This is a genomic window from Curtobacterium phyllosphaerae, from assembly GCF_049341865.1.
GTDB classification, from domain to species: Bacteria; Actinomycetota; Actinomycetes; order Actinomycetales; family Microbacteriaceae; genus Curtobacterium; species Curtobacterium phyllosphaerae.
Genome location: NZ_JBMPIU010000003.1, coordinates 485,063 through 504,472, shown reverse-complemented (window position 1 = coordinate 504,472; position 19,410 = coordinate 485,063). Strand labels below are relative to the sequence as shown.

18 protein-coding genes are annotated in these 19,410 nt (G+C 70.8%); 3 read left to right on the top strand and 15 right to left on the bottom strand.

The annotated features are described in order from the left end of the window. Positions 1 to 7 precede the first annotated feature (7 nt). The 3 genes from deoC (at position 8) to ACO0E0_RS07955 (ending at position 2,533) form a co-directional block, all read left to right on the top strand. Entirely contained in the window at positions 8 to 751 is a 744-nt protein-coding gene (gene deoC, locus ACO0E0_RS07965) for a deoxyribose-phosphate aldolase (RefSeq protein WP_422870863.1), read from the top strand. Positions 752 to 879: 128 nt separating this feature from the next. After that, positions 880 to 1,824 carry an ROK family protein gene (locus ACO0E0_RS07960; protein ID WP_422870862.1) on the top strand — a complete coding sequence of 315 codons (945 nt, stop codon included), beginning with the start codon at positions 880 to 882 and terminating at the stop codon, positions 1,822 to 1,824. Between the two features lie 169 nt (positions 1,825 to 1,993). Continuing rightward, on the top strand, positions 1,994 to 2,533 hold the full coding sequence (locus ACO0E0_RS07955; protein WP_422870861.1) for a hypothetical protein: 540 nt from the start codon (positions 1,994 to 1,996) through the stop codon (positions 2,531 to 2,533). 69 nt (positions 2,534 to 2,602) lie between these two features. Here the strand turns inward: ACO0E0_RS07955 and ACO0E0_RS07950 are convergent, their stop codons facing one another. The 15 genes from ACO0E0_RS07950 to ACO0E0_RS07880 form a co-directional block, all read right to left on the bottom strand. Then, positions 2,603 to 4,954, bottom strand: a complete 2,352-nt coding sequence (locus ACO0E0_RS07950; protein WP_422870860.1) for a RelA/SpoT family protein — start codon at positions 4,952 to 4,954, stop codon at positions 2,603 to 2,605. Between the two features lie 64 nt (positions 4,955 to 5,018). After that, complete coding sequence (locus tag ACO0E0_RS07945; RefSeq protein WP_422870859.1) at positions 5,019 to 5,378, bottom strand: rhodanese-like domain-containing protein; 360 nt, start codon at positions 5,376 to 5,378, stop codon at positions 5,019 to 5,021. Positions 5,379 to 5,380: 2 nt separating this feature from the next. After that, complete coding sequence (gene secF, locus ACO0E0_RS07940; protein WP_422870858.1) at positions 5,381 to 6,376, bottom strand: protein translocase subunit SecF; 996 nt, start codon at positions 6,374 to 6,376, stop codon at positions 5,381 to 5,383. After that, positions 6,376 to 8,127 carry a protein translocase subunit SecD gene (secD, locus tag ACO0E0_RS07935; RefSeq protein WP_422870857.1) on the bottom strand — a complete coding sequence of 584 codons (1,752 nt, stop codon included), beginning with the start codon at positions 8,125 to 8,127 and terminating at the stop codon, positions 6,376 to 6,378. Before secD ends, secF begins: the two co-directional genes overlap by 1 nt. A gap of 120 nt (positions 8,128 to 8,247) precedes the next feature. Then, the gene (locus ACO0E0_RS07930; RefSeq protein WP_422870856.1) at positions 8,248 to 8,658 is read right to left on the bottom strand and encodes a preprotein translocase subunit YajC; all 411 of its coding nucleotides are present in this window, start codon (positions 8,656 to 8,658) and stop codon (positions 8,248 to 8,250) included. A gap of 105 nt (positions 8,659 to 8,763) precedes the next feature. Beyond that, entirely contained in the window at positions 8,764 to 9,816 is a 1,053-nt protein-coding gene (ruvB, locus tag ACO0E0_RS07925; protein WP_422870855.1) for a Holliday junction branch migration DNA helicase RuvB, read from the bottom strand. Continuing rightward, positions 9,813 to 10,424, bottom strand: a complete 612-nt coding sequence (gene ruvA, locus ACO0E0_RS07920) for a Holliday junction branch migration protein RuvA (RefSeq protein WP_422870854.1) — start codon at positions 10,422 to 10,424, stop codon at positions 9,813 to 9,815. Before ruvA ends, ruvB begins: the two co-directional genes overlap by 4 nt. After that, positions 10,421 to 11,029: a crossover junction endodeoxyribonuclease RuvC gene (ruvC, locus tag ACO0E0_RS07915; RefSeq protein WP_422870853.1), complete on the bottom strand. Its 609-nt coding sequence runs from the start codon at positions 11,027 to 11,029 to the stop codon at positions 10,421 to 10,423. The genes ruvA and ruvC overlap by 4 nt, the downstream gene beginning before the upstream one ends. Positions 11,030 to 11,036: 7 nt before the next feature. Then, positions 11,037 to 11,804, bottom strand: a complete 768-nt coding sequence (locus ACO0E0_RS07910) for a YebC/PmpR family DNA-binding transcriptional regulator (protein ID WP_422870852.1) — start codon at positions 11,802 to 11,804, stop codon at positions 11,037 to 11,039. Positions 11,805 to 11,937: 133 nt separating this feature from the next. Beyond that, positions 11,938 to 12,531 carry a pyridoxal 5'-phosphate synthase glutaminase subunit PdxT gene (pdxT, locus tag ACO0E0_RS07905; RefSeq protein WP_422870851.1) on the bottom strand — a complete coding sequence of 198 codons (594 nt, stop codon included), beginning with the start codon at positions 12,529 to 12,531 and terminating at the stop codon, positions 11,938 to 11,940. A 3-nt stretch (positions 12,532 to 12,534) separates the two neighbouring features. Then, a complete protein-coding gene (pdxS, locus tag ACO0E0_RS07900) occupies positions 12,535 to 13,452 on the bottom strand; it encodes a pyridoxal 5'-phosphate synthase lyase subunit PdxS (protein ID WP_422870850.1) in 918 nt (305 codons plus the stop codon). 30 nt (positions 13,453 to 13,482) lie between these two features. Beyond that, positions 13,483 to 14,025, bottom strand: a complete 543-nt coding sequence (locus tag ACO0E0_RS07895) for an HIT family protein (RefSeq protein ID WP_422870849.1) — start codon at positions 14,023 to 14,025, stop codon at positions 13,483 to 13,485. A gap of 1 nt (position 14,026) precedes the next feature. Then, entirely contained in the window at positions 14,027 to 15,931 is a 1,905-nt protein-coding gene (gene thrS, locus ACO0E0_RS07890; protein ID WP_422870899.1) for a threonine--tRNA ligase, read from the bottom strand. 239 nt (positions 15,932 to 16,170) lie between these two features. Then, positions 16,171 to 16,704 carry an adenine phosphoribosyltransferase gene (locus ACO0E0_RS07885; protein WP_422870848.1) on the bottom strand — a complete coding sequence of 178 codons (534 nt, stop codon included), beginning with the start codon at positions 16,702 to 16,704 and terminating at the stop codon, positions 16,171 to 16,173. A gap of 73 nt (positions 16,705 to 16,777) precedes the next feature. Next, positions 16,778 to 19,390, bottom strand: coding sequence for an ATP-dependent Clp protease ATP-binding subunit (locus ACO0E0_RS07880; RefSeq protein WP_422870847.1), 2,613 nt, complete (start codon positions 19,388 to 19,390; stop codon positions 16,778 to 16,780). Between the last annotated feature and the right edge of the window lie 20 nt (positions 19,391 to 19,410).

Below are 19,410 nucleotides of genomic sequence, written 5' to 3'. Positions count from 1 at the left end.
GGATGCTGTGGACAGTGCAGCCTCCCCCGCCGTGACCATCGCGAACGCCGACGACGTCCGTCGCCTCATCGACCATGCGGTGCTGAAACCCGAGCTGACCCGCGCGGACGTCGACGCGCAGCTCGACGAGGCAGCCGCGCACCGCGTGTTCAGCGTGTGCGTCCGACCCTCCGACGTCGCCCACGCGGTCGCGCGTCTGCAGGGCACGGGCGTCCTCGTCGGCACGGTCCTCGGGTTCCCGCACGGGACGACCACGACGAGCACGAAGGTCGCCGAAGGGCTCCAGGCGATCGCCGACGGCGCCGTCGAGCTCGACATGGTGCAGAACATCGGCGCTGCCCGCTCCGGCGCCTGGGACGTGGTCGAGGCAGATGTCCGTGCCGTCGTGCAGGCCGCCGGGGACGTCGTCGTCAAGGTGATCCTCGAGACGTCGTTCTTGACGGACGACGAGGTCGTCGCTGCGAGCCGTACCGCGCAGTCCGCCGGAGCCGCGTTCGTGAAGACCTCCACCGGGTTCGCCGGCGGCGGTGCGACGGCGGAGCACATCGCCCTGATGCGACGGACGGTCGGGGCCGGGACCGGGGTCAAGGCCTCCGGCGGTGTCCGCGGACTCGATGCCCTCCTCGAGATGGTCGCCGCCGGCGCCGATCGCATCGGCACGAGCGCCTCGGCCCGGATCCTCGACGAGTACGAGCACCGGGCGGCGACCGGGTCCGCCTCGGACGCCGGGGACGACACGTCCTCGTACTGACCCCGCGCCGGTCCGCCGAACGGCGACCGGAGCGCGACCGGGGCGGGCGCACGCCGACACGGCGGACCCGTCCCGTCCCTCCAGGCCGGATCCGGCCGCCACACCGACACCACGCATCGGAGCGTCCCATGTCATCCACACCGACCCCGCTCGCACTGGCCGTCGACCTCGGCGGCACGAAGGTCGAGGCCGCGCTCGTGACGAGCGCGGGCGTCGTGGTGTCCGAGTCCCGCTTCCGCGCCACGACCGGCCCGGAGAAGACCTCGGACGAGCTGCAGGTCGCGGTGGACCAGGTCGTGACGGCCGCCCTGGCCGCATCACCCGCGGATGCGACGCTCATCGGGGTCGGGGTCGGCTCGGCGGGCCCGATCGACGAGGAACACGGCCGCGTCTCCCCGCTCAACATGCCGGTGTGGCGCGACCACCCCCTCCGTGACCGGATCGCCGCACTCGTCCCCGAAGGCCTCCCCGTGACGCTCCGCATGGACGGACTCTGCATCACCCTCGCCGAGCACTGGGTCGGTGCGGCCCAGGGGTCCGACCACGTGATGGGCATGATCGTCTCGACCGGTGTCGGGGGCGGTCTCATCCTGCACGGCCGCACCGTCAGCGGACCGACCGGGAACGCCGGGCACATCGGTCACGTCGAGTGCGGCGGTTTCGACGACCGCTGCGCGTGCGGCGGCACCGGGTGTCTCGAGGCGGTCGCGAGCGGCCCCAAGACGGTCGCGTGGGCGCGGCGCCAGGGTTTCGTGGGCACGACCGGCGAGGACCTGTCCGCCGCGTACGCCGCGGGCGACCCGGTCGCCCGGGCGGCCGTCGAACGCAGCGGACGGGCGCTCGGTCAGGCGATCGCCGCGGCGACGTCGCTCGTCGACCTCGAGGTCGTCGCGATCGGCGGCGGGTTCTCGCACGTGACCCCCGACCTGTTCGCGTTCGCGCGGGCCGCGGTCGCGGAGCGCGCCGAGTTCGGGTTCGTGACCAAGGTGCGGATCGTGCCGACCGGGCTGTCCCAGGACGGCCCGCTCATCGGCGCCGCGGCCCTGGTGCACCGCGCCGACGTCCTGCGCTGACCATCGGCGCTGACGGCCGGCGCTGACGGCCGGCACTGACCACCGGTGCCGACCGCCCGCGTCCCGCGCTGATCGCCCGCGTCCCGCGCTGACCGCGGTCCGGCCGGTCGTCCTCCACAGATGTCGGGCGGATGCCCCGCCCGGACGCCATGGCTGGCACGCTGTCGGCATGACCGATCAGGACCGACTCGCTCCCACGGAGCTGCGCGCTGCACTCCTCGACGGCGAGCTCTACACCGTGGGCGACGCGTACCTCTCCATCGCCGACACGGACGACACCGCTCGTCGGGCGCGGGAGTTCGGCGCGGCGGTCGGTCACCCGTCCCTGGTCGCCGAGCGGACGTCCGCGGCATGGATCTGGGGTGGCCTGTCGCGCGCCCCGGTGCGGCACACCGCCTGCATGCGGCCGGGCACGCGCCTCCGCGGCCCCTTCCCGGGCATCGTCGTCCGGGAACCCGCGTTGACCGGGGCCGAGCTGGTCCGGATCGACGGCGTGTGGGTGACGACACCGCTCCGCACGGCGGTCGACCTGCTCCGCGACGGGCGAGCCGGGCTGGACGGCGTCCGCGGACTGATCCACGCCCGTGGCATCGACGCAGCGGCGATCCGTTCGGCCCTCGAGACGGCGGGGCCGCGCCCGCAGTGGCGACGAGCGCTGCGGGTCCTCAGGACCATCGAACGCCCCGACCAGGAGGCACGGACCGGGTGACCGCGTCCGTGCGGGCCGGAGGCGGCACGGACCGGGTGACCGCGTCCGTGCGGGCCGAAGGCGGCCCGGTCAGCCGGCGCTGACCCGGTAGACGTCGTACACGGCGTCGATGCGCCGGACCGCGTTCAGCACCCGGTCGAGGTGCGTCGTGTCCCCCATCTCGAACACGAACCGGGACAGCGCGAGCCGCTCGTTCGACGTCGACACCGTGGCGGACAGGATGTTCACGTGGTGCTCCGAGAGCACCCGCGTGACGTCGCTGAGCAGGCCCGACCGGTCGAGCGCCTCGATCTGGATCTGGACGAGGAACACGCTCTTGGACGACGGCGCCCACTCGACCTCGATCATCCGGTCGGGCTCCGACATGAGCGACTGGACGTTCGTGCAGGCCGCCTGGTGCACGGAGACGCCCTGCCCCCGCGTGATGAACCCGACGATCTGGTCGCCCGGCACCGGGGTGCAGCACTTGGCGAGCTTCACGAGGATGTCCGGCGCACCGCGGACGAGCACGCCGCTGTCGGAGTTCCGCGGCACACGCCCGGACACCCGGCTCGGGAACGTCAGCTCCGGCTCGTCGGTCTCGGTGTCCGTCTGCACCGACGCGAGGACCTTCTCGATCACCGACTGGGTGGAGACGTGCCCCTCGCCGATGGCCGCGTAGAGCGCCGAGACGTCCTCGTAGCGGAGTCCGGAGGCGACCTCGGCGATGGTGTCCTGGCTCATCAGGCGCTGGAGCGGCAAGTTCTGCTTGCGCATCGCCCGGGCGATGGCATCACGGCCCTGTTCGATCGCGTCCTCGCGGCGCTCCTTCGTGAACCACTGCTTGATCTTGTTCCGGGCACGGGGGCTCCGGACGAACGCGAGCCAGTCCTGACTCGGCCCGGAGTCGGGGTTCTTCGACGTGAAGATCTCGACGACGTCGCCGCTCGACAACTCGCTCTCGAGCGGGACGAGCCGCCCGTTGACCTTGGCACCCATCGTCCGGTGGCCGACCTCGGTGTGCACGGCGTACGCGAAGTCGACCGGGGTGGCACCGGCCGGCAACCCGATGACCTTGCCCTGCGGGGTGAAGACGTAGGTCTCCTTGGCGCCGATCTCGTACCGCAGCGAGTCGAGGAACTCGGTCGGGTCGCTCGTCTCCGCCTGCCAGTCCGAGATGTGCGCGAGCCAGGCCATGTCGGCGTCGGACCGCGGCGAGGTCTCGACTTCGCGCCCGGACATCCGCTGTTTGTACTTCCAGTGCGCGGCGACACCGAACTCGGCACGCTGGTGCATCTCGTGCGTGCGGATCTGGATCTCGACCGGACGGCCCTGTGGCCCGAGGACACTGGTGTGGAGCGACTGGTAGAGGTTGAACTTGGGCGTCGCGATGTAGTCCTTGAACCGGCCGGGCAGCGGCGTCCAGCGGGCGTGCACGGACCCGAGCACCGCGTAGCAGTCGCGGACCGTGGGGACGAGGACGCGGATGCCGACCAGGTCGTAGATCTCGTCGAACTCGCGCCCGCGGACGATCATCTTCTGGTAGATCGAGTAGTACTGCTTCGGGCGTCCCATGACGTCGCCGCGGATCTTGGCCGACTTGAGGTCCCGCTTGACCGCGCCGATCACGTTCTGCACGAACTGCTCGCGCTTCGGGGTGCGCTCCTTGACGAGGCTGTCGATCTCGACGTACAGCTTCGGGTGCAGCACCGCGAACGACAGGTCCTCGAGCTCGAGCTTGATGGCCTGGATCCCGAGCCGGTGCGCGAGCGGGGCGTAGATCTCGAGGGTCTCGGTGGCCTTCCGGGTCGCCGAGCTCGACTCCACGAACCCCCACGTCCGCGCGTTGTGGAGCCGGTCCGCGAGCTTGATGACGAGCACGCGGATGTCCTTCGACATCGCGACGACCATCTTGCGGACGGTCTCGGCCTGGGCGCTGTCGCCGTACTTCAGCTTGTCGAGCTTCGTGACGCCGTCGACGAGCATCGCGATCTCGTCGCCGAAGTCGCTCCGGAGTTCGTCGAGCTGGTAGTCGGTGTCCTCGACGGTGTCGTGCAGGAGGGCGGCGGCGATCGTGATCGGTCCGATGCCGAGGTCGGCGAGGATCTGCGCGACGGCGACCGGGTGCGTGATGTACGGCTCGCCGGACTTCCGCTTCTGGCCGTCGTGCGCCCGCTCCGCGACCGTGTAGGCACGTTCGATGAGGGTCACGTCGGCCTTGGGGTGGTGCGTCCGGACCGTGCGGATCAGCGTGTCAACCGCGCCGGCCGGCTGAGCGCGGGAGAACAACCGCGGCAGCAGCGATCGGAGGGACCCGATCGACCCGGTCGTGTTGATCCCGCCCGGGGCACTGCCGGGTCGTGACGGGGACTGCGGACGGACGGACTCGGGGTGCGGGGCGGTGGACTCGTCCGACGCTGACGACTCACGCGTGTCCGTCATGCTCCACCTCTCGCACCGTCCCGATGGGACTGCTCTGCCGTGGCACCAGACTACGCGCGCGTGCTCAGCGGTCCGAATCGGGTTCGCCGTCGGCGTCGGGCATCGCGCCGTCGACGACCACGACGGCTCCCCCGGCGCCGTGCCACGCGACCATGCCGCCGGCGAGGCTCACGGCCGGCACGCCGGACCGCTCGAGCGCGTCGGCGACCTGCGCCGACCGGCGACCCGAGTGGCAGACGATGATCGCCGGGTCGGCGTCGTCCGCGTCGACCTCGGTCCAGCGGTCCTGGAGCGAGGACATGGGGAGGAACGAGGCCTCCGGCGCATGACCGGCGACCCATTCGTCCTGCTCCCGGACGTCGATGAGCCGCGACCCGGCGGCGACCCGCTGCATCGCCTCGGCGACGCTGATCTCCTGCACCATCGCTACGCCGCGTCGACCGTCTGCCGCGACGCCGCGGCGGTCTTCTTCGCGTCGGCCTTCTTGATCTTGTCCTCGCCCTCCCGCAGGTTCGCGTAGAGCGGGCTGGCGATGAAGATCGTCGAGTAGGTGCCGACGATGATGCCGATGAACAGGGCGAGCGAGATGTCGCGGAGCGTCCCGGCTCCGAGCACGTACGACCCGATGAACAGGATCGCAGCGACCGGCAGGAGCGCCACGACCGAGGTGTTGATCGACCGCACCAGCGTCTGGTTCACCGCCAGGTTCACCGACTGCACGAAGGTCCGCCGTGAGCCGTCCTGGTCGTGTGCGGTGTTCTCCCGGACCTTGTCGAACACCACGACGGTGTCGTAGAGCGAGTACCCGAGGATCGTCAGGAACCCGATGACCGCGGCGGGGGTGACCTCGAAGCCGACGATGCCGTAGACCCCCGCCGTCAGGATCAGGTCGTGGAGCAACGCGACCATCGCGGACAGCGACATCTTCCAGGTGCGGAAGTAGAGCGTCATGAACACCGCAGCCAGGATCAGGAAGATCACGAGCCCGCGGATCGCCTGGTTCAGGACGTCGGCACCCCACGTCGCACCGATGTAGGACGAGGCGACCCTCGTGTCCGGGACGTCGTACGCCTTGGCCAGCGCCTCGGCGACGTCGTCGTTCTGCGAGGTCGTCAGCTGCGACGTCTGGACACGGATCGAGTCCTGCCCGAGCTGCGACACCCGCGGGATGACGTCCCGGACGACGCCTTCGACGGCGTTCGTGGCGACGGACTGGTCGAGGGTCTTGACGTTCGAGATCGTGAACTCCGACCCGCCGGTGAACTCGATGCCGAGGTGGTAGCCACCGCGCAGGAACGGCACGACGGCGGAGACGACGATGCAGATGATCGCGATCGTGTACCAGATGCGCCGCTTGCCGACGATGTCGAAGGACCGCTTGCCGGTGTAGAGGTCGCTGCCGAACTGGCTGAAACTCGCCATCAGCTTTCCTTCCGGTCGGTGCTGTCGGTGCCGTCGGTGGTCGCGGACTCCTTGCCGGCGAGGGCCTTCCGCTCGGCGATCGTCTGCCGACGCTCCGCCTCGCGCGCCGACTTCTGGCGCTTGCCGTCGACCACCGGCGCACGGAACTGCGCCCGGCCCCGGTAGACGGCACCGAGTGCTGTCGGGTCGAGTCCGCTGAACCGGTGCCCCTCGCCGAAGAAGCGCGTGCGGGCGATGAGCTGCAGCATCGGGTGGGTGAAGAGCGCCACCACGATGATGTCGATGATCGTCGTGAGCAGCAGGGTGAGCGCGAAGCCCTTGACGTCGCTGACGGCCAGGATGTAGAGCGTGATCGCGGCCAGGAAGTTGACCGAGTCGGACGCGATGATCGTCCGGAGCGCCCGTTTCCACCCGGCCTCGACCGCCGACTCGAGGCCCCGGCCGTCGCGGAGCTCGTCGCGGATGCGTTCGAAGTAGACGATGAACGAGTCCGCGGTGATGCCGATCGCGACGATCAGACCCGCGACGCCCGCCAAGGACAGGCGGTAGTCGATGCGCCAGGACATGATCGCGATGACGAGGTAGGTGATGGCGCCGGAGATCCCGAGGGACAGCACCGTCACGAACGCGAGTCCGCGGTACTGGATGACGGAGTAGATCACGACGAGCAGCAACCCGATCAGGCCGGCGATGAGGCCCCCGATGAGCTGCGCGGACCCGAGTGTCGCCGAGATGACCTCGTTCGACTGGACCGTGAAGTTGATCGGCAGCGCGCCGAACTTCAGCTGGTCCGCGAGGGTCTTGGCGGACTCGGCGGTGAACGACCCGCTGATCTCCGCCTTGCCGTTCGTGATCGCCGCGTTCGTCGACGGTGCCGTGATGACGTTGCCGTCGAGGACGATCGCGAACTGGTTCTGCGGCGCGCTCAGCGCCACCAGACGCGACGTCACCTTGCGGAAGTCCGTGGAGCCCTGGCCGTTGAACGTCAGGTTGACGACCCACTGCCCGGTCGAGACGCCCTGCGAGTTCTGGCCGATGCCGGACGTCGCGTTGCTGACGTTCTTGCCGAGGACCTCGACGGGACCGAGGATGAACTTGCTCGTGTTCGTCGTGTCGCAGGTGACGAGCGGCTTGGAGTCCGGGGCGTCCGTGACGTCGTCCGGAGCCTTGCAGTTGTAGTTCTGGTAGAGGTTCGCGAGCCGCGGGCTGACCCAGTTGAGGTCGCTGGCGCTCGTCGGCTTGGCGGTCGGGCTCGGGTCGAGCGAAGCGGGCGGGGAGTAGGGGGTCGGGGATGCCGACGCTCCGGAGCCCTTCCCGCCGACCGCGGTGTCGGTCGCCGCCGAGGTGTAAAGCACCGGGCGGAAGGTCAGCTTCGCTGCGGCCTCGATGCGCTGGATCGTCTGCTTGTCCGGCTTGCCCGGGATCGACACGACGATGTTGTTCGCGCCCTGGGTGTTGATCTCCGACTCGGACACACCCGTCGCGTCGATGCGCTGGCGGATGATGTTGACGGCCTGGTTCAGCTGGTCGGCGCTGACGCTCGAACCACCGGTGTTCTTGGCCGCCAGGGTGATCTGCGTGCCGCCCTGGAGGTCGAGGGCGAGTTCCGGGACCCAGCTGGCGCCCTTCGCCCACGCGACCTTGTTCGCCAGGATCGTCGCGGTGCCGTTCAGCGCCGCGAGCGCAGCGATGATGATGACCAACCAGGTGAGGGAGCGAAGCGCCTTCTTGACGGGTGTCGTTCGTGCCACCGGTGCGTCTCGTCTTTCTGTACGGGCCCGCACCGCGCGAGGGCGACCGGGTCTGAGGAGGGGGTGCCCTCGGGACGGGCGGCGCGACGGCCGCCCGGGCTCGGAATGGTGGAGGGGTTCCTAGCGAATGTCGGGGTTGGTCCCGGGGCGCTTCGACGCGTCGTCGTCGGTCGTCTCGATGCGCTCGCCGTAGACCGGTTCGCCGTTCAGCTCCATCGGCGGGGTGGTCGTCTCGTCGGAGGGCGTGGTGTCGACGTCGTCGACGTCGTCCTCGACGACCCGGGAGAGCGTCTGGCGGTGCACCGTGATGACGGTGCCCGGCGCGATCTCGACGTCCGCGGTCACCTTCTCGTCGTTCACGGAGAGGAGCGTGCCGTAGATCCCGAAGGACAGCATGACGCGCGCACCCGGGATCATCTTCGTCGCGAGCTCGGCCTGCTGGTTCTTCCGCTTCCGGCTGTTCCGGACCATGAGGAACACGAGCCCCACGAGCAGGAGCAGCATGATGATCGTCGTCGGGTTGAACTGCATGAGGTGTGGCCTTCCAGACTGCTCGAAACGGGCGGGAGCAGTCTAGGGTACGTCGCTGTGACGATCGTCAGCACGATGGCGTGCCGCCGGATCGTCCCCGGTGTGTCAGTCCTCGTCGTCGAAGAGACTCGGCTCGGCACCGACCCGGAGCTGTCCCGGGGCCGACCGCCCGGGGGTGAGCCCCATGTGCTGCCAGGCCAACGGCGTCGCGATCCGGCCCCGGGGCGTCCGCGTGACGAGTCCGACCCGGACGAGGAACGGCTCGACGACCGCCTCGATCGTCTCGCTCTCCTCGCCCACCGACACGGCGAGTGTGTTCAGTCCGACCGGCCCGCCGTCGAACCGCGTCAGCATCGTGTCGAGGACGGCGCGGTCGAGCCGGTCGAGGCCGAGGCCGTCGACGTCGTAGAGCTCGAGGGCGCCGCGCACGGACGCCAGGCCGTCGTCGCCGCCGTGCACGAGGGCGAAGTCCCGGACGCGGCGGAGCAGCCGGTTCGCGATGCGGGGTGTGCCACGCGACCGCCCGGCGATCTCGCGGAGGGCGTCCCGCTCGATGCCGAGGTCGAGGAGCCCGGCGGCCCGGACGAGCACCTGCTCGAGCTCGGCCTCCTCGTAGAACTCGAGGTGCGCCGTGAACCCGAACCGGTCGCGCAACGGGTTCGGGAGGAGCCCGGACCGCGTGGTCGCGCCGACCAGGGTGAACGGGGCGAGGTCGAGCGGGATGCTCGTCGCACCGGCGCCCTTGCCGACCATGATGTCGATGCGGAAGTCTTCCATCGCGAGGTAGAGCATCTCCTCGGCGGAGCGGGCCATCCGGTGGATCTCGTCGATGAACAGGACCTCGCCCGGGACGAGCGAGGACAGCAGCGCGGCGAGGTCGCCGGCGTGCTGGATCGCCGGACCACTCGACATCCGGAGGGGCCGGTCGGACTCGTGCGCGACGATCATCGCGAGCGTCGTCTTGCCGAGTCCGGGCGGCCCGGCCAGCAGGATGTGGTCGGGGGTCCGGTCCTGCATCGCGGCGGCCGTGAGCAGCAGCTGGAGCTGCCCGCGGACCTTCCGTTGCCCGACGAACTCGGCGAGGGACTTCGGGCGCATCGCCCCCTCGAACGCGAGTTCCGCGTCGGACTCGGCGCCGGAGGACGTGATCCCGCTCATCGGGCGGCCGCCGACGGGTTGAGGGTGCCGAGCGCGGCGCGGAGCAGCGCCTGGGTGCCCATCGCCTCGACGCCGGGCTCGTTGTGGATCGTCGCCTCGACCGCGATCCGGGCGGCGTCCTCGCGCCAGCCGAGACCGACGAGGGCCACGATGACGTCCTCCGACGCGGGGTGCGCGACTGGTGCCGCGGCGACGTGCTCGGTCACGACGGCGGTCACCTTGCCGGCGAGCTGCACGGTGATGAGCTTGGCGGTCTTCGGTCCGATCCCGCTGACCTTCCGGAACGCGGCGTCGTCGTCGTCGGTGACGGCCCGTGCGACCTGCGCCGGTGTCATCGTGGCGAGCACGCCGAGGGCGGACTTCGGGCCGACGCCCGACACGCTCCGGAGCAGGTCGAACACCTCGAGCGCCTCGGTCGTCTCGAAGCCGAACAGCGAGAAGTCGTCCTCACGGACGATGAGCGCGGTGCGCAGGAAGACCTCGGCGCCGTGGCGGACCGTCAGCGCGTGTTGCGGGGTCACGGTCACGGCGTACCCGACGCCGCCGACCTCGAGCACGAGCCGGGACCCGGCGACGTCGATGCAGGTTCCCCGCAGGCTCGCGATCATGCCCCGAGCCTACGGGCCGCGGCCGACGTCCCCGTGCCGACAGACCGCGACACGACGGAGCGTTCGGCCTCCTGCCACGCCCGCTGCGCCGGGGTGAGTCCCCCGGTCCCGGACGTGCCCGCGTCCGGTGCGCCGCGCCTCCAGGCATGACAGATCGCCAGGGCGAGCGCGTCCGACGCGTCCGCGGGCCTCGGTGCCTCGGCGAGACCGAGCACCCGCGCGACCATCGTCGCGACCTGCTTCTTGTCGGCGTTGCCGTAGCCGCTGATCGCGGCCTTGACCTCGGACGGCGTGTGCAGCGCGACGGGGATGTCCCGCGAGGCGGCGGCGTGCATCGCGAGGCCGGCCGCCTGCGCCGTGCCCATCACGGTGCGGACGTTCGCCTGCGCGAACACCCGCTCGACCGCGACGGCGTCCGGGCGGTACTCGTCGATGGCGGCGGCGATGCCCGACGCGATGAGGACGAGACGTCGTTCCAGCGGCATGTCCGCCGGCGTCCGGACCACCGACACGTGCACGAGCGTCGCGCGCCGGTTCGCCGCGACCTCGACCACGCCGACACCGCAGCGCGTGAGGCCGGGGTCGATCCCGAGGACGCGGACCACCGGGTGGCTAGTCCTCGTCGTCGGCGTCGAGCTCGGCCTGGACGTCGGCCGGGATCGCGAAGTTCGCGTAGACGTTCTGGACGTCGTCGCTGTCCTCGAGCGCGTCGATGAGTCGGAACACCTTGCGTGCGGTCTCGGCGTCGACGTCGATCTTGAGGCCCGGGACGAACTCGGCGTCGGCGGAGTCGTAGTCGATCCCGGCGTCCTGCAGCGCCGTGCGGGCCGCGACGAGGTCGGTGGCCTCGGTGATGACCTCGAAGCCGCCGCCCTGGTCGGTCACCTCTTCTGCCCCGGCGTCGAGCACTGCGCCGAGGACGTCGTCCTCGGACAGTCCGTCGACCTTGGCCACGGAGATGACGCCCTTGCGTGCGAAGTTGTAGGCGACGCTGCCCGGGTCGGCCATCGTGCCGCCGTTCCGCGTCATCGCGGTCCGGACCTCGGCCGCAGCGCGGTTCTTGTTCTCGGTGAGGCACTCGATGAGCATTGCGACACCGTTCGGGCCGTAGCCCTCGTACATGATGGTCTGGTAGTCGATCGACTCACCGGTGAGGCCGGCACCGCGCTTGATCGCGCGGTCGATGTTGTCGTTCGGGACCGAGGTCTTCTTGGCCTTCTGCACGGCGTCGACCAGCGTCGGGTTGCCCGACATGTCGGCGCCGCCCATCTTGGCGGCGACCTCGATGTTCTTGATCAACTTGGCGAACGACTTCGCACGGCGGCCGTCGATGACCGCCTTCTTGTGCTTGGTCGTCGCCCACTTGGAATGCCCGGACACGGTTCTCCTACGGTTGGTGGCAGATCCCGACCATCTTACGGCCGGGAGGCGCGGGTCGGCGCCGCCACGCGCCTCCCGTCCGCCCACACCTGCCGGGTCAGGCACACCTGCCGGGTCGGGCACACCTGCCGGGTCAGGCGGCGGCGACCATCTGCAGGAAGCGGCGGTGGAAGCGGTCCTCGCCCTCGACGACCTCGGGGTGGAAGGCGGACGCGAGGACGTTCCCCTGCTGCACGGCGACCGCACGACCGTCGGGGAGTGCGCCGAGGACCTGCACCCCGGCCCCGTGGGACTCGACCACCGGCGCCCGGATGAACACCGCGTGCACGGGCTGGGCACCGAGCTCCGGCATCGGGATGTCGATCTCGAACGAGTCGTTCTGCGTCCCGAAGGCATTCCGGGTGACCGTGGTGTCGAGCACGTCGAGCGTCTGCTGACCGTCGATGGCGTTCGTGAGCCGCGACGACAGCATGATCATGCCCGCACAGGTGCCGTACGCCGGCAATCCGGCCCGGATCGCGTCGCGGAGCGGCCCGGCGAGCCCGAACAGCCGGGAGAGCTTGTCCATCACGCTCGACTCGCCACCGGGGATCACGACGCCGTCGAGCGCGGCGAGCTCCTCGGGTCGCCGGAGCGACACGACGTCCGCGCCGAGACGCCCGAGCGACGCGACGTGCTCGCGGAAGTCACCCTGCAGAGCGAGGACGCCGATGCGTGGTGCGACCACCGGCTACCAGCCGCGCTCGGCCAGACGGTGCGGGGCCGGGACGTCGGCGACGTTGATGCCGACCATCGCCTCGCCGAGACCTCGCGACGCGTCCGCGATCACCTTCGGGTCGTCGGAGAAGGTGACGGCCTTGACGATCGCCGCAGCGCGCTTGGCCGGGTCGCCGGACTTGAAGATGCCGGATCCGACGAACACGCCGTCGGCGCCGAGCTGCATCATCATCGCGGCGTCGGCCGGGGTGGCCACCCCGCCGGCGGTGAACAGCACGACCGGGAGCTTGCCGGTGGACGCGACCTCCCGAACGAGGTCGATCGGTGCCTGCAGCTCCTTGGCGGCGACGTAGAGCTCGTCGTCGGCCAGGTTCCGGAGTCCAGCGATCTCCTTGTTGATGGTGCGGATGTGCTTCGTCGCCTCGGAGACGTCGCCGGTGCCGGCCTCGCCCTTGGAGCGGATCATCGCCGCGCCCTCGGTGATCCGGCGGAGGGCTTCGCCGAGGTTCGTCGCACCGCACACGAACGGGGTGGTGAACTTCCACTTGTCGATGTGGTTGACGTAGTCGGCGGGCGACAGGACCTCGGACTCGTCGATGTAGTCGACGCCGAGTTCCTGCAGCACCTGCGCCTCGACGAAGTGGCCGATGCGCGCCTTCGCCATGACGGGGATCGAGACCGTCGCGATGATCTCCTCGATCATGGACGGGTCGGACATGCGGGCGACGCCGCCCTGCGCACGGATGTCGGCGGGGACGCGCTCGAGGGCCATGACGGCCGTGGCTCCGGCGTCCTCGGCGATCCTGGCCTGCTCGGCGTCGACGACGTCCATGATGACCCCGCCCTTGAGCATCTCGGCGAGGCCGCGCTTGACGCGGTCGGAACCGGTGATCGAGGTGCCGGGGGTCGGGTTCGCAGTGCTGTCGCTCATGATGCCTCCATCCTAGACGGGGGCCGGAGGTCAGTGCGGCCAGGCGTCCGCGACGAGCTGCCGGGTCTCACCGAGCAGCTGGGTGATCGCCTTGGTCCGCGCGATGATCGGGAAGAAGTTCGCGTCCGACTCCCACCGCGGCACCACGTGCTGGTGCAGGTGCCCGGCGATCCCGGCCCCGGCGACCTGGCCCTGGTTCATGCCGATGTTGAACCCGTCGCAGTGCGCGACCTGCCGCAGCACGCGCATGGCGGTCTGCGTCAGCGTCGCCATCTCCCGGGTCTCGTCCGGGGTCGTCTCGTCGTAGTGGGGGACGTGCCGGTACGGGCAGACGAGGAGGTGCCCGTTGTTGTACGGGTACAGGTTCAGCAGGACGTAGGCGTGCTCGCCCCGCGCCACGATGAGCGTCTCCTCGTCCGGGTGCGCCGGCGCGGCGCAGAACGGACAGTCGTCCTGGTGACCCCGCCCTTCGCCGGCGCGCCCGGACTCGATGTACACCGCACGGTGCGGCGTCCAGAGCCGCTGGAACGCGTCGGGCACGCCGGCGAGGTGGTCGGCGGAGTCGAGCTCCACGTCAGACCTGCGCCCGGTCCCGGATCGCCGTCACGATGCGCTCGATCGCCTCGGCCACCGGCACGTTGTTGTCCTGCGAGCCGTCGCGGAACCGGAAGCTCACGGCGCCCTGCTGGCGGTCGTCGTCGCCGGCGATGAGCTGGAACGGGACCTTCTGCTTGGTGTGCGTCCGGATCTTCTTCTGCATGCGGTCGTCGGAGTGGTCGACCTCCGCGCGCACCCCGTGCTCCCGCAGCTGGGCGACGACGCCGTCGAGGTAGTCGCCGTACTCCTCGGCGACCGGGATGCCGACGACCTGCACCGGCGAGAGCCACACGGGGAACGCCCCCGCGTAGTGCTCCGTGAGGACGCCGAAGAACCGCTCGATCGAGCCGAACAGCGCACGGTGGATCATCACCGGGCGCTGACGGGAGCCGTCGGCCGCGGTGTACTCGAGCGCGAACCGCTCGGGCAGGTTGAAGTCGAGCTGCACGGTCGACATCTGCCAGGTGCGGCCGATGGCGTCGCGGGCCTGCACCGAGATCTTCGGCCCGTAGAACGCGGCACCGCCCGGGTCCGGGACGAGGTCGAGCCCGGAGTCGTCGGCGACCTCGGCGAGCGTGGCGGTCGCTTCCTCCCAGACGTCGTCGGACCCGACGTACTTCTCCGGGTCCTTGGTCGACAGCTCGAGGTAGAAGTCGGTCAGGCCGTAGTCGCGGAGCAGGGAGAGCACGAAGTTCAGCGTCCGGGTGAGCTCGGCCTTCATCTGCTCACGCGTCGTGAAGATGTGGGCGTCGTCCATGGTCAGACCACGGACGCGGGTCAGGCCGTGGATCACGCCGGACTTCTCGTTGCGGTACACGGTGCCGAACTCGAACAGGCGGAGCGGGAGGTCGCGGTAGGACCGCGGCTGCGACCGGTAGACGAGGATGTGCATCGGGCAGTTCATGGGCTTGAGGTAGTAGTCGGCCCCCTGTCGGGTGATCTCGCCCTCGTCGTTCCGCGCCTCGTCGAGGTGCATCGGCGGGAACATGCCGTCCCGGTACCACCCCAGGTGCCCGGACTGCTCGAACAGGTCGCCCTTGGTGATGTGCGGGGTGTTGACGAACGAGTACCCCTCGGCCTCGTGGCGGCGACGGGAGTAGTCCTCCATCTCGCGGCGGACGATCCCGCCCTTGGGGTGGAAGATCGCGAGTCCGGAGCCGATCTCGTCCGGGAACGAGAACAGGTCGAGCTCCGCGCCGAGCTTGCGGTGGTCGCGCTTGGCGGCTTCCTCCAGGCGCTCGAGGTGGGCCCGGAGCTGGTCCTTGTCCGGCCACGCCGTGCCGTAGATCCGCTGGAGCTGCGGGTTCTTCTCCGACCCGCGCCAGTACGCGGCGGCGACGCGCATGAGCTTCGACGCGTTGCCGATGATCCGGGTGTTCGGCAGGTGCGGGCCGCGGCAGAGGTCCTGCCAGACGACCTCGCCGGACTTCGGGTCGACGTTCTCGTAGACCGTGAGCTCGCCGGCACCGACCTCGACGCTCTCGCCGGACTCCCCGTCCGCCGCCGCGCCCTTCAGCCCGATGAGCTCCTGCTTGTACGGCTCCCCCGCCATCAGCGCACGGGCCTCGTCGTCGGTGACGACCCGGCGGACGAACCGCTGGCCCTGCTTGATGATGCGGTCCATGCCCTTCTCGATGACCTTGAGGTCGTCGAGGGTGAACGGCTCGGCGACGTCGAAGTCGTAGTAGTAGCCGTCCGTGATCGGCGGACCGATGCCGAGCTCGGCGTCCGGGTTGATCGCCTGGACTGCCTGCGCGAGCACGTGGGCCGCGGAGTGCCGGAGGATGTCGAGCCCGTCCTGCTCGGCGAGCGTCACCGGGTCGACGACCTGGCCGGGCTCGACGGTGGCCGCGAGGTCCTTGAGCACGCCGTCCACGCGGATAGCGACGACCGATCGTTCGCCGGCGAAGAGCTCCGTCCCCGTCGTGGTCGCTGCCGCCGCGGTGGTTCGGGGCCCCTCGGGGGTCTCCGGGACGGCGGATGCGGGTGCGACTGGCTCGGTCACGATGGTGGGACTCCCTCTGTGCGGTTGGTGCCCCAACTGTACCGGCGGACGAGCGGACCGGCGGTGCGGGCCCGCGCCGCGCCTCCAGACCGGTCGGGAGGCGCGCGGCGCGTCCGTCAGGCGGGTGCGGAACCGAGCGTGTGGACCGGGAGGCGCGGTTCCAGACGGGCGCGCCCGTCCAGCCCGTCGAGCTCGAGCAGGGCGCTGAAGCCGATCGCGACGTAGCCGGCGCGCTCGAGCAGCTTCAGGGTGGCCTCGCTCGTGCCGCCGGTCGCGAGGACGTCGTCGACGACGAGCACCCGGGTACCCCGCGGGAGCTGGCCCGGGCGGAGCTCGACGGCGGCCTCGCCGTACTCGAGGGCGTACTGCTCGCTGAGCACCTCGCCGGGGAGCTTGCCGGCCTTCCGGACCGTCAGGACGCCGACCCCGCGCTGCGCGGCGATCCCGCCGGCGAGGGCGAACCCGCGCGCCTCGATGCCGGCGACCGCGTCGAACTCCGGGAAGGGCTCGGCCAGCGCGGTGCACACCACGGGGAACGCGACGGGATCGGCGAACACCGGGGTGACGTCGCGGAACACGATCCCCGGCTTCGGGAAGTCCGGCACCACGCCGGTCAGTCGGTGGACGAGGTCGGTCGCTGTTTCGCTCATCCCCCCACGCTATGGCGTCGAGGATGCACGAACCCGGGGTCGGCCGCGGCCGGCACCCCGGGTTCGTGCGTGCTCAGCGCGTCGCGGCGAGCTCGGGGTGCAGGACCGTGGCCGCGAGTCCGCCGTCGACGACGTCGACCCGGACGGTGTCCGCGGCCGACACGGACGACCCGACGACGAGGTCAGCGATCCGGTCCTCGACCTCACGCTGGACCACCCGGCGGAGCGGACGCGCCCCGTACTCGGGCTCGTACCCGTGTTCCGCGAGCCAGTCCACCGCGGCGTCGGACGCCGACAGGTGCACGTCCTGGGTCGCGAGCCGCAGACGGGTGTCGTCGAGCAGCAGACCCACGATCGTCCGCAGCTGCTCCCGGTCGAGCTTCCGGAAGAGCACGATCTCGTCGATCCGGTTCAGGAACTCGGGCCGCATCGACTCGCGCAGCCGGCCCATCACCCGGTTCCGGAGGTCGGACTCGGTGAAGCCGCCATCCGCCGCCGCCGAGAACCCGAGGGCGCCGGACCGCGACGCGAGGAACTCCGACCCGAGGTTCGACGTCATGATCACGACCGTGTTCCGGAAGTCCACCGTGCGACCCTGTCCGTCGGTGAGCCGCCCGTCGTCGAGCACCTGCAGCAGCAGGTTGAAGACGTCCGGGTGGGCCTTCTCGACCTCGTCGAGCAGGATGACCGAGTACGGGTTCCGGCGGACACGCTCGGTGAGCTGCCCGGCCTCGTCGTACCCGACGTAGCCGGGAGGGGCACCGACGAGTCGCGACACCGTGTGACGCTCGCCGAACTCGCTCATGTCGAACCGCAGCATCGCCGACTCGTCGCCGTACAGCGACGCCGCGAGGGTCTTCGCGAGCTCCGTCTTGCCGACGCCGGTCGGCCCGAGGAACAGGAAGCTCCCGACGGGTCGACGCGGGTCGCCCATGCCGGTCCGTGAGCGGCGGACGGCCTTCGCGATGGCGGTGACGGCGTCGTCCTGTCCGACGACCCGCGCGTGCAGTTCCTCCTCGAGCGCACCGAGGCGGGTCCGCTCGTCGGCCGAGAGCCGCGACGCGGGGATCCCGGTCGCGCGGGAGACCACCTCGGCGATGTCGGCCTCCGTGATCGTCGCGGTCGCCTGGTCCGGAGCGGAGGCACGACCACCGTCCGCCGATGTGGCTGCCGTGATGCGCGCCTCCAGTCCGTCGATCTCGTCGCGGATCCGCGACGCGTCCTCGTAGGCCTCCTCCCGCACGGCCGCGTCCTTCGCGGTCCGCAGCGTCGCGAGGGAGGTCCGCAGGGCGTCGACGTCCTCGGTGCCGCTCAGCGCCAGACGACGACGGGCACCGGCCTGGTCGACGAGGTCGATCGCCTTGTCCGGCAGGAACCGGTCGCTGACGTAGCGGTGCGACATCTCGACCGCCGCGCGGATCGCCTCCGGCGAGTAGGAGACGCCATGGTGCTCGGCGTACCGCGGAGCGAGACCGGTGAGGATCGCGACGGCGTCCTCGACGCTCGGCTCCCCCACCGTGACGGGCTGGAACCGACGCTCGAGCGCGGCGTCCTTCTCGATCCGTCGGTACTCGGCGAGGGTCGTCGCACCGACGAGGTGCAGGTCGCCCCGGGCGAGCCGCGGCTTCAGGATGTTGCCCGCGTCCATCGAGCCGCCGTCGCCACCACCACCGGCGCCGACCACCGTGTGGAGCTCGTCGACGAACACGATGAGCTCGTCGCGGTGCGCGGCGATCTCGTCCATCGCGGTCGTGAGACGCTCCTCGAAGTCGCCGCGGTACCGCGTGCCGGAGAGCATCGCGGGCAGGTCGAGCGCCACGACCCGCTTCCCGCGGAGGAGTGCCGGGACGTCGCCGTCCGCGATCCGCTGGGCGAGACCCTCGACGATCGCGGTCTTGCCGACGCCGGGCTCGCCGATCAGCACGGGGTTGTTCTTGGTGCGGCGGAGCAGGATCTCGATGGTCTGCTCGATCTCCGTGGCACGACCGATCACCGGGTCGACACCGCCGTCGCGGGCGAGCGCGGTGAGGTCGGTGCCGAACCGGTCGAGGGTCGGCGTGTCCGATGCCGGCTCGTCCGCCGGGGCACCGGGCATCGGCTCGCCCGACGCGGCGGCCCGAGCGGCCTCCTGCGCGAACGACTGCATGGTCTGCGGGGTGACCCCGGCGGCGCCGAGGAGCTGCCCCGCGACGGTGTCCTGTTCGACGACGAGCGCGAAGAACACGTGCTCCGGGTCGACGTAGGTCGAACCGAAGGCACGGGCCGACTGCGTCGCGTCGAGGAGCACGCGCTGCGCGGACGGGGTGAGTGCGGGCCGGCCGTCGATGCGCTCGCCGGAGGGCTCGGGGAGCCGCTCGTCGACCGCCCGGGTGAGCTCGTCGACGTCGGCGCCCGCGGAGCGGACCACCGCGGCGAACGGCTCGTGCGTGACCAGCACGCGGAGCAGGTGCAGCGCGTCGATCTCGTGGTGCCCGTGCGCCACGGCGAACTCCGCCGAGGCGCGCAGCACCTCGTGGGTGCGGCGACTCAGCAGACGCGTGATGTCGACGGGCCGACCGAAGGGGACGGACCGTTGCCGGCCGGAGCCGGCGTCCGCGATGAGCCGCGCGAGGAACGCATCGAACGCGTCCGCGTTCTCGTCGCCGTTCAGACCGGACGTGCCGGGGGTGCCGGGGGTGTCGGACAAGGGAACCTCCTGTGGAACTT

Coding starts and splice junctions, on each gene's coding strand:
- ACO0E0_RS07960 (WP_422870862.1), top strand. CDS start 880: ATGTCATCCACACCGACCCCGCTCGCACTGGCCGTCGACCTCGGCGGC.
- ruvB (WP_422870855.1), bottom strand. CDS start 9,816: ATGAGCGGGATCACGTCCTCCGGCGCCGAGTCCGACGCGGAACTCGCG.
- ACO0E0_RS07945 (WP_422870859.1), bottom strand. CDS start 5,378: ATGGTGCAGGAGATCAGCGTCGCCGAGGCGATGCAGCGGGTCGCCGCC.
- ACO0E0_RS07885 (WP_422870848.1), bottom strand. CDS start 16,704: ATGAGCGAAACAGCGACCGACCTCGTCCACCGACTGACCGGCGTGGTG.
- pdxS (WP_422870850.1), bottom strand. CDS start 13,452: ATGAGCGACAGCACTGCGAACCCGACCCCCGGCACCTCGATCACCGGT.
- ACO0E0_RS07955 (WP_422870861.1), top strand. CDS start 1,994: ATGACCGATCAGGACCGACTCGCTCCCACGGAGCTGCGCGCTGCACTC.
- ruvA (WP_422870854.1), bottom strand. CDS start 10,424: ATGATCGCGAGCCTGCGGGGAACCTGCATCGACGTCGCCGGGTCCCGG.
- ACO0E0_RS07930 (WP_422870856.1), bottom strand. CDS start 8,658: ATGCAGTTCAACCCGACGACGATCATCATGCTGCTCCTGCTCGTGGGG.
- secF (WP_422870858.1), bottom strand. CDS start 6,376: ATGGCGAGTTTCAGCCAGTTCGGCAGCGACCTCTACACCGGCAAGCGG.
- ACO0E0_RS07950 (WP_422870860.1), bottom strand. CDS start 4,954: ATGACGGACACGCGTGAGTCGTCAGCGTCGGACGAGTCCACCGCCCCG.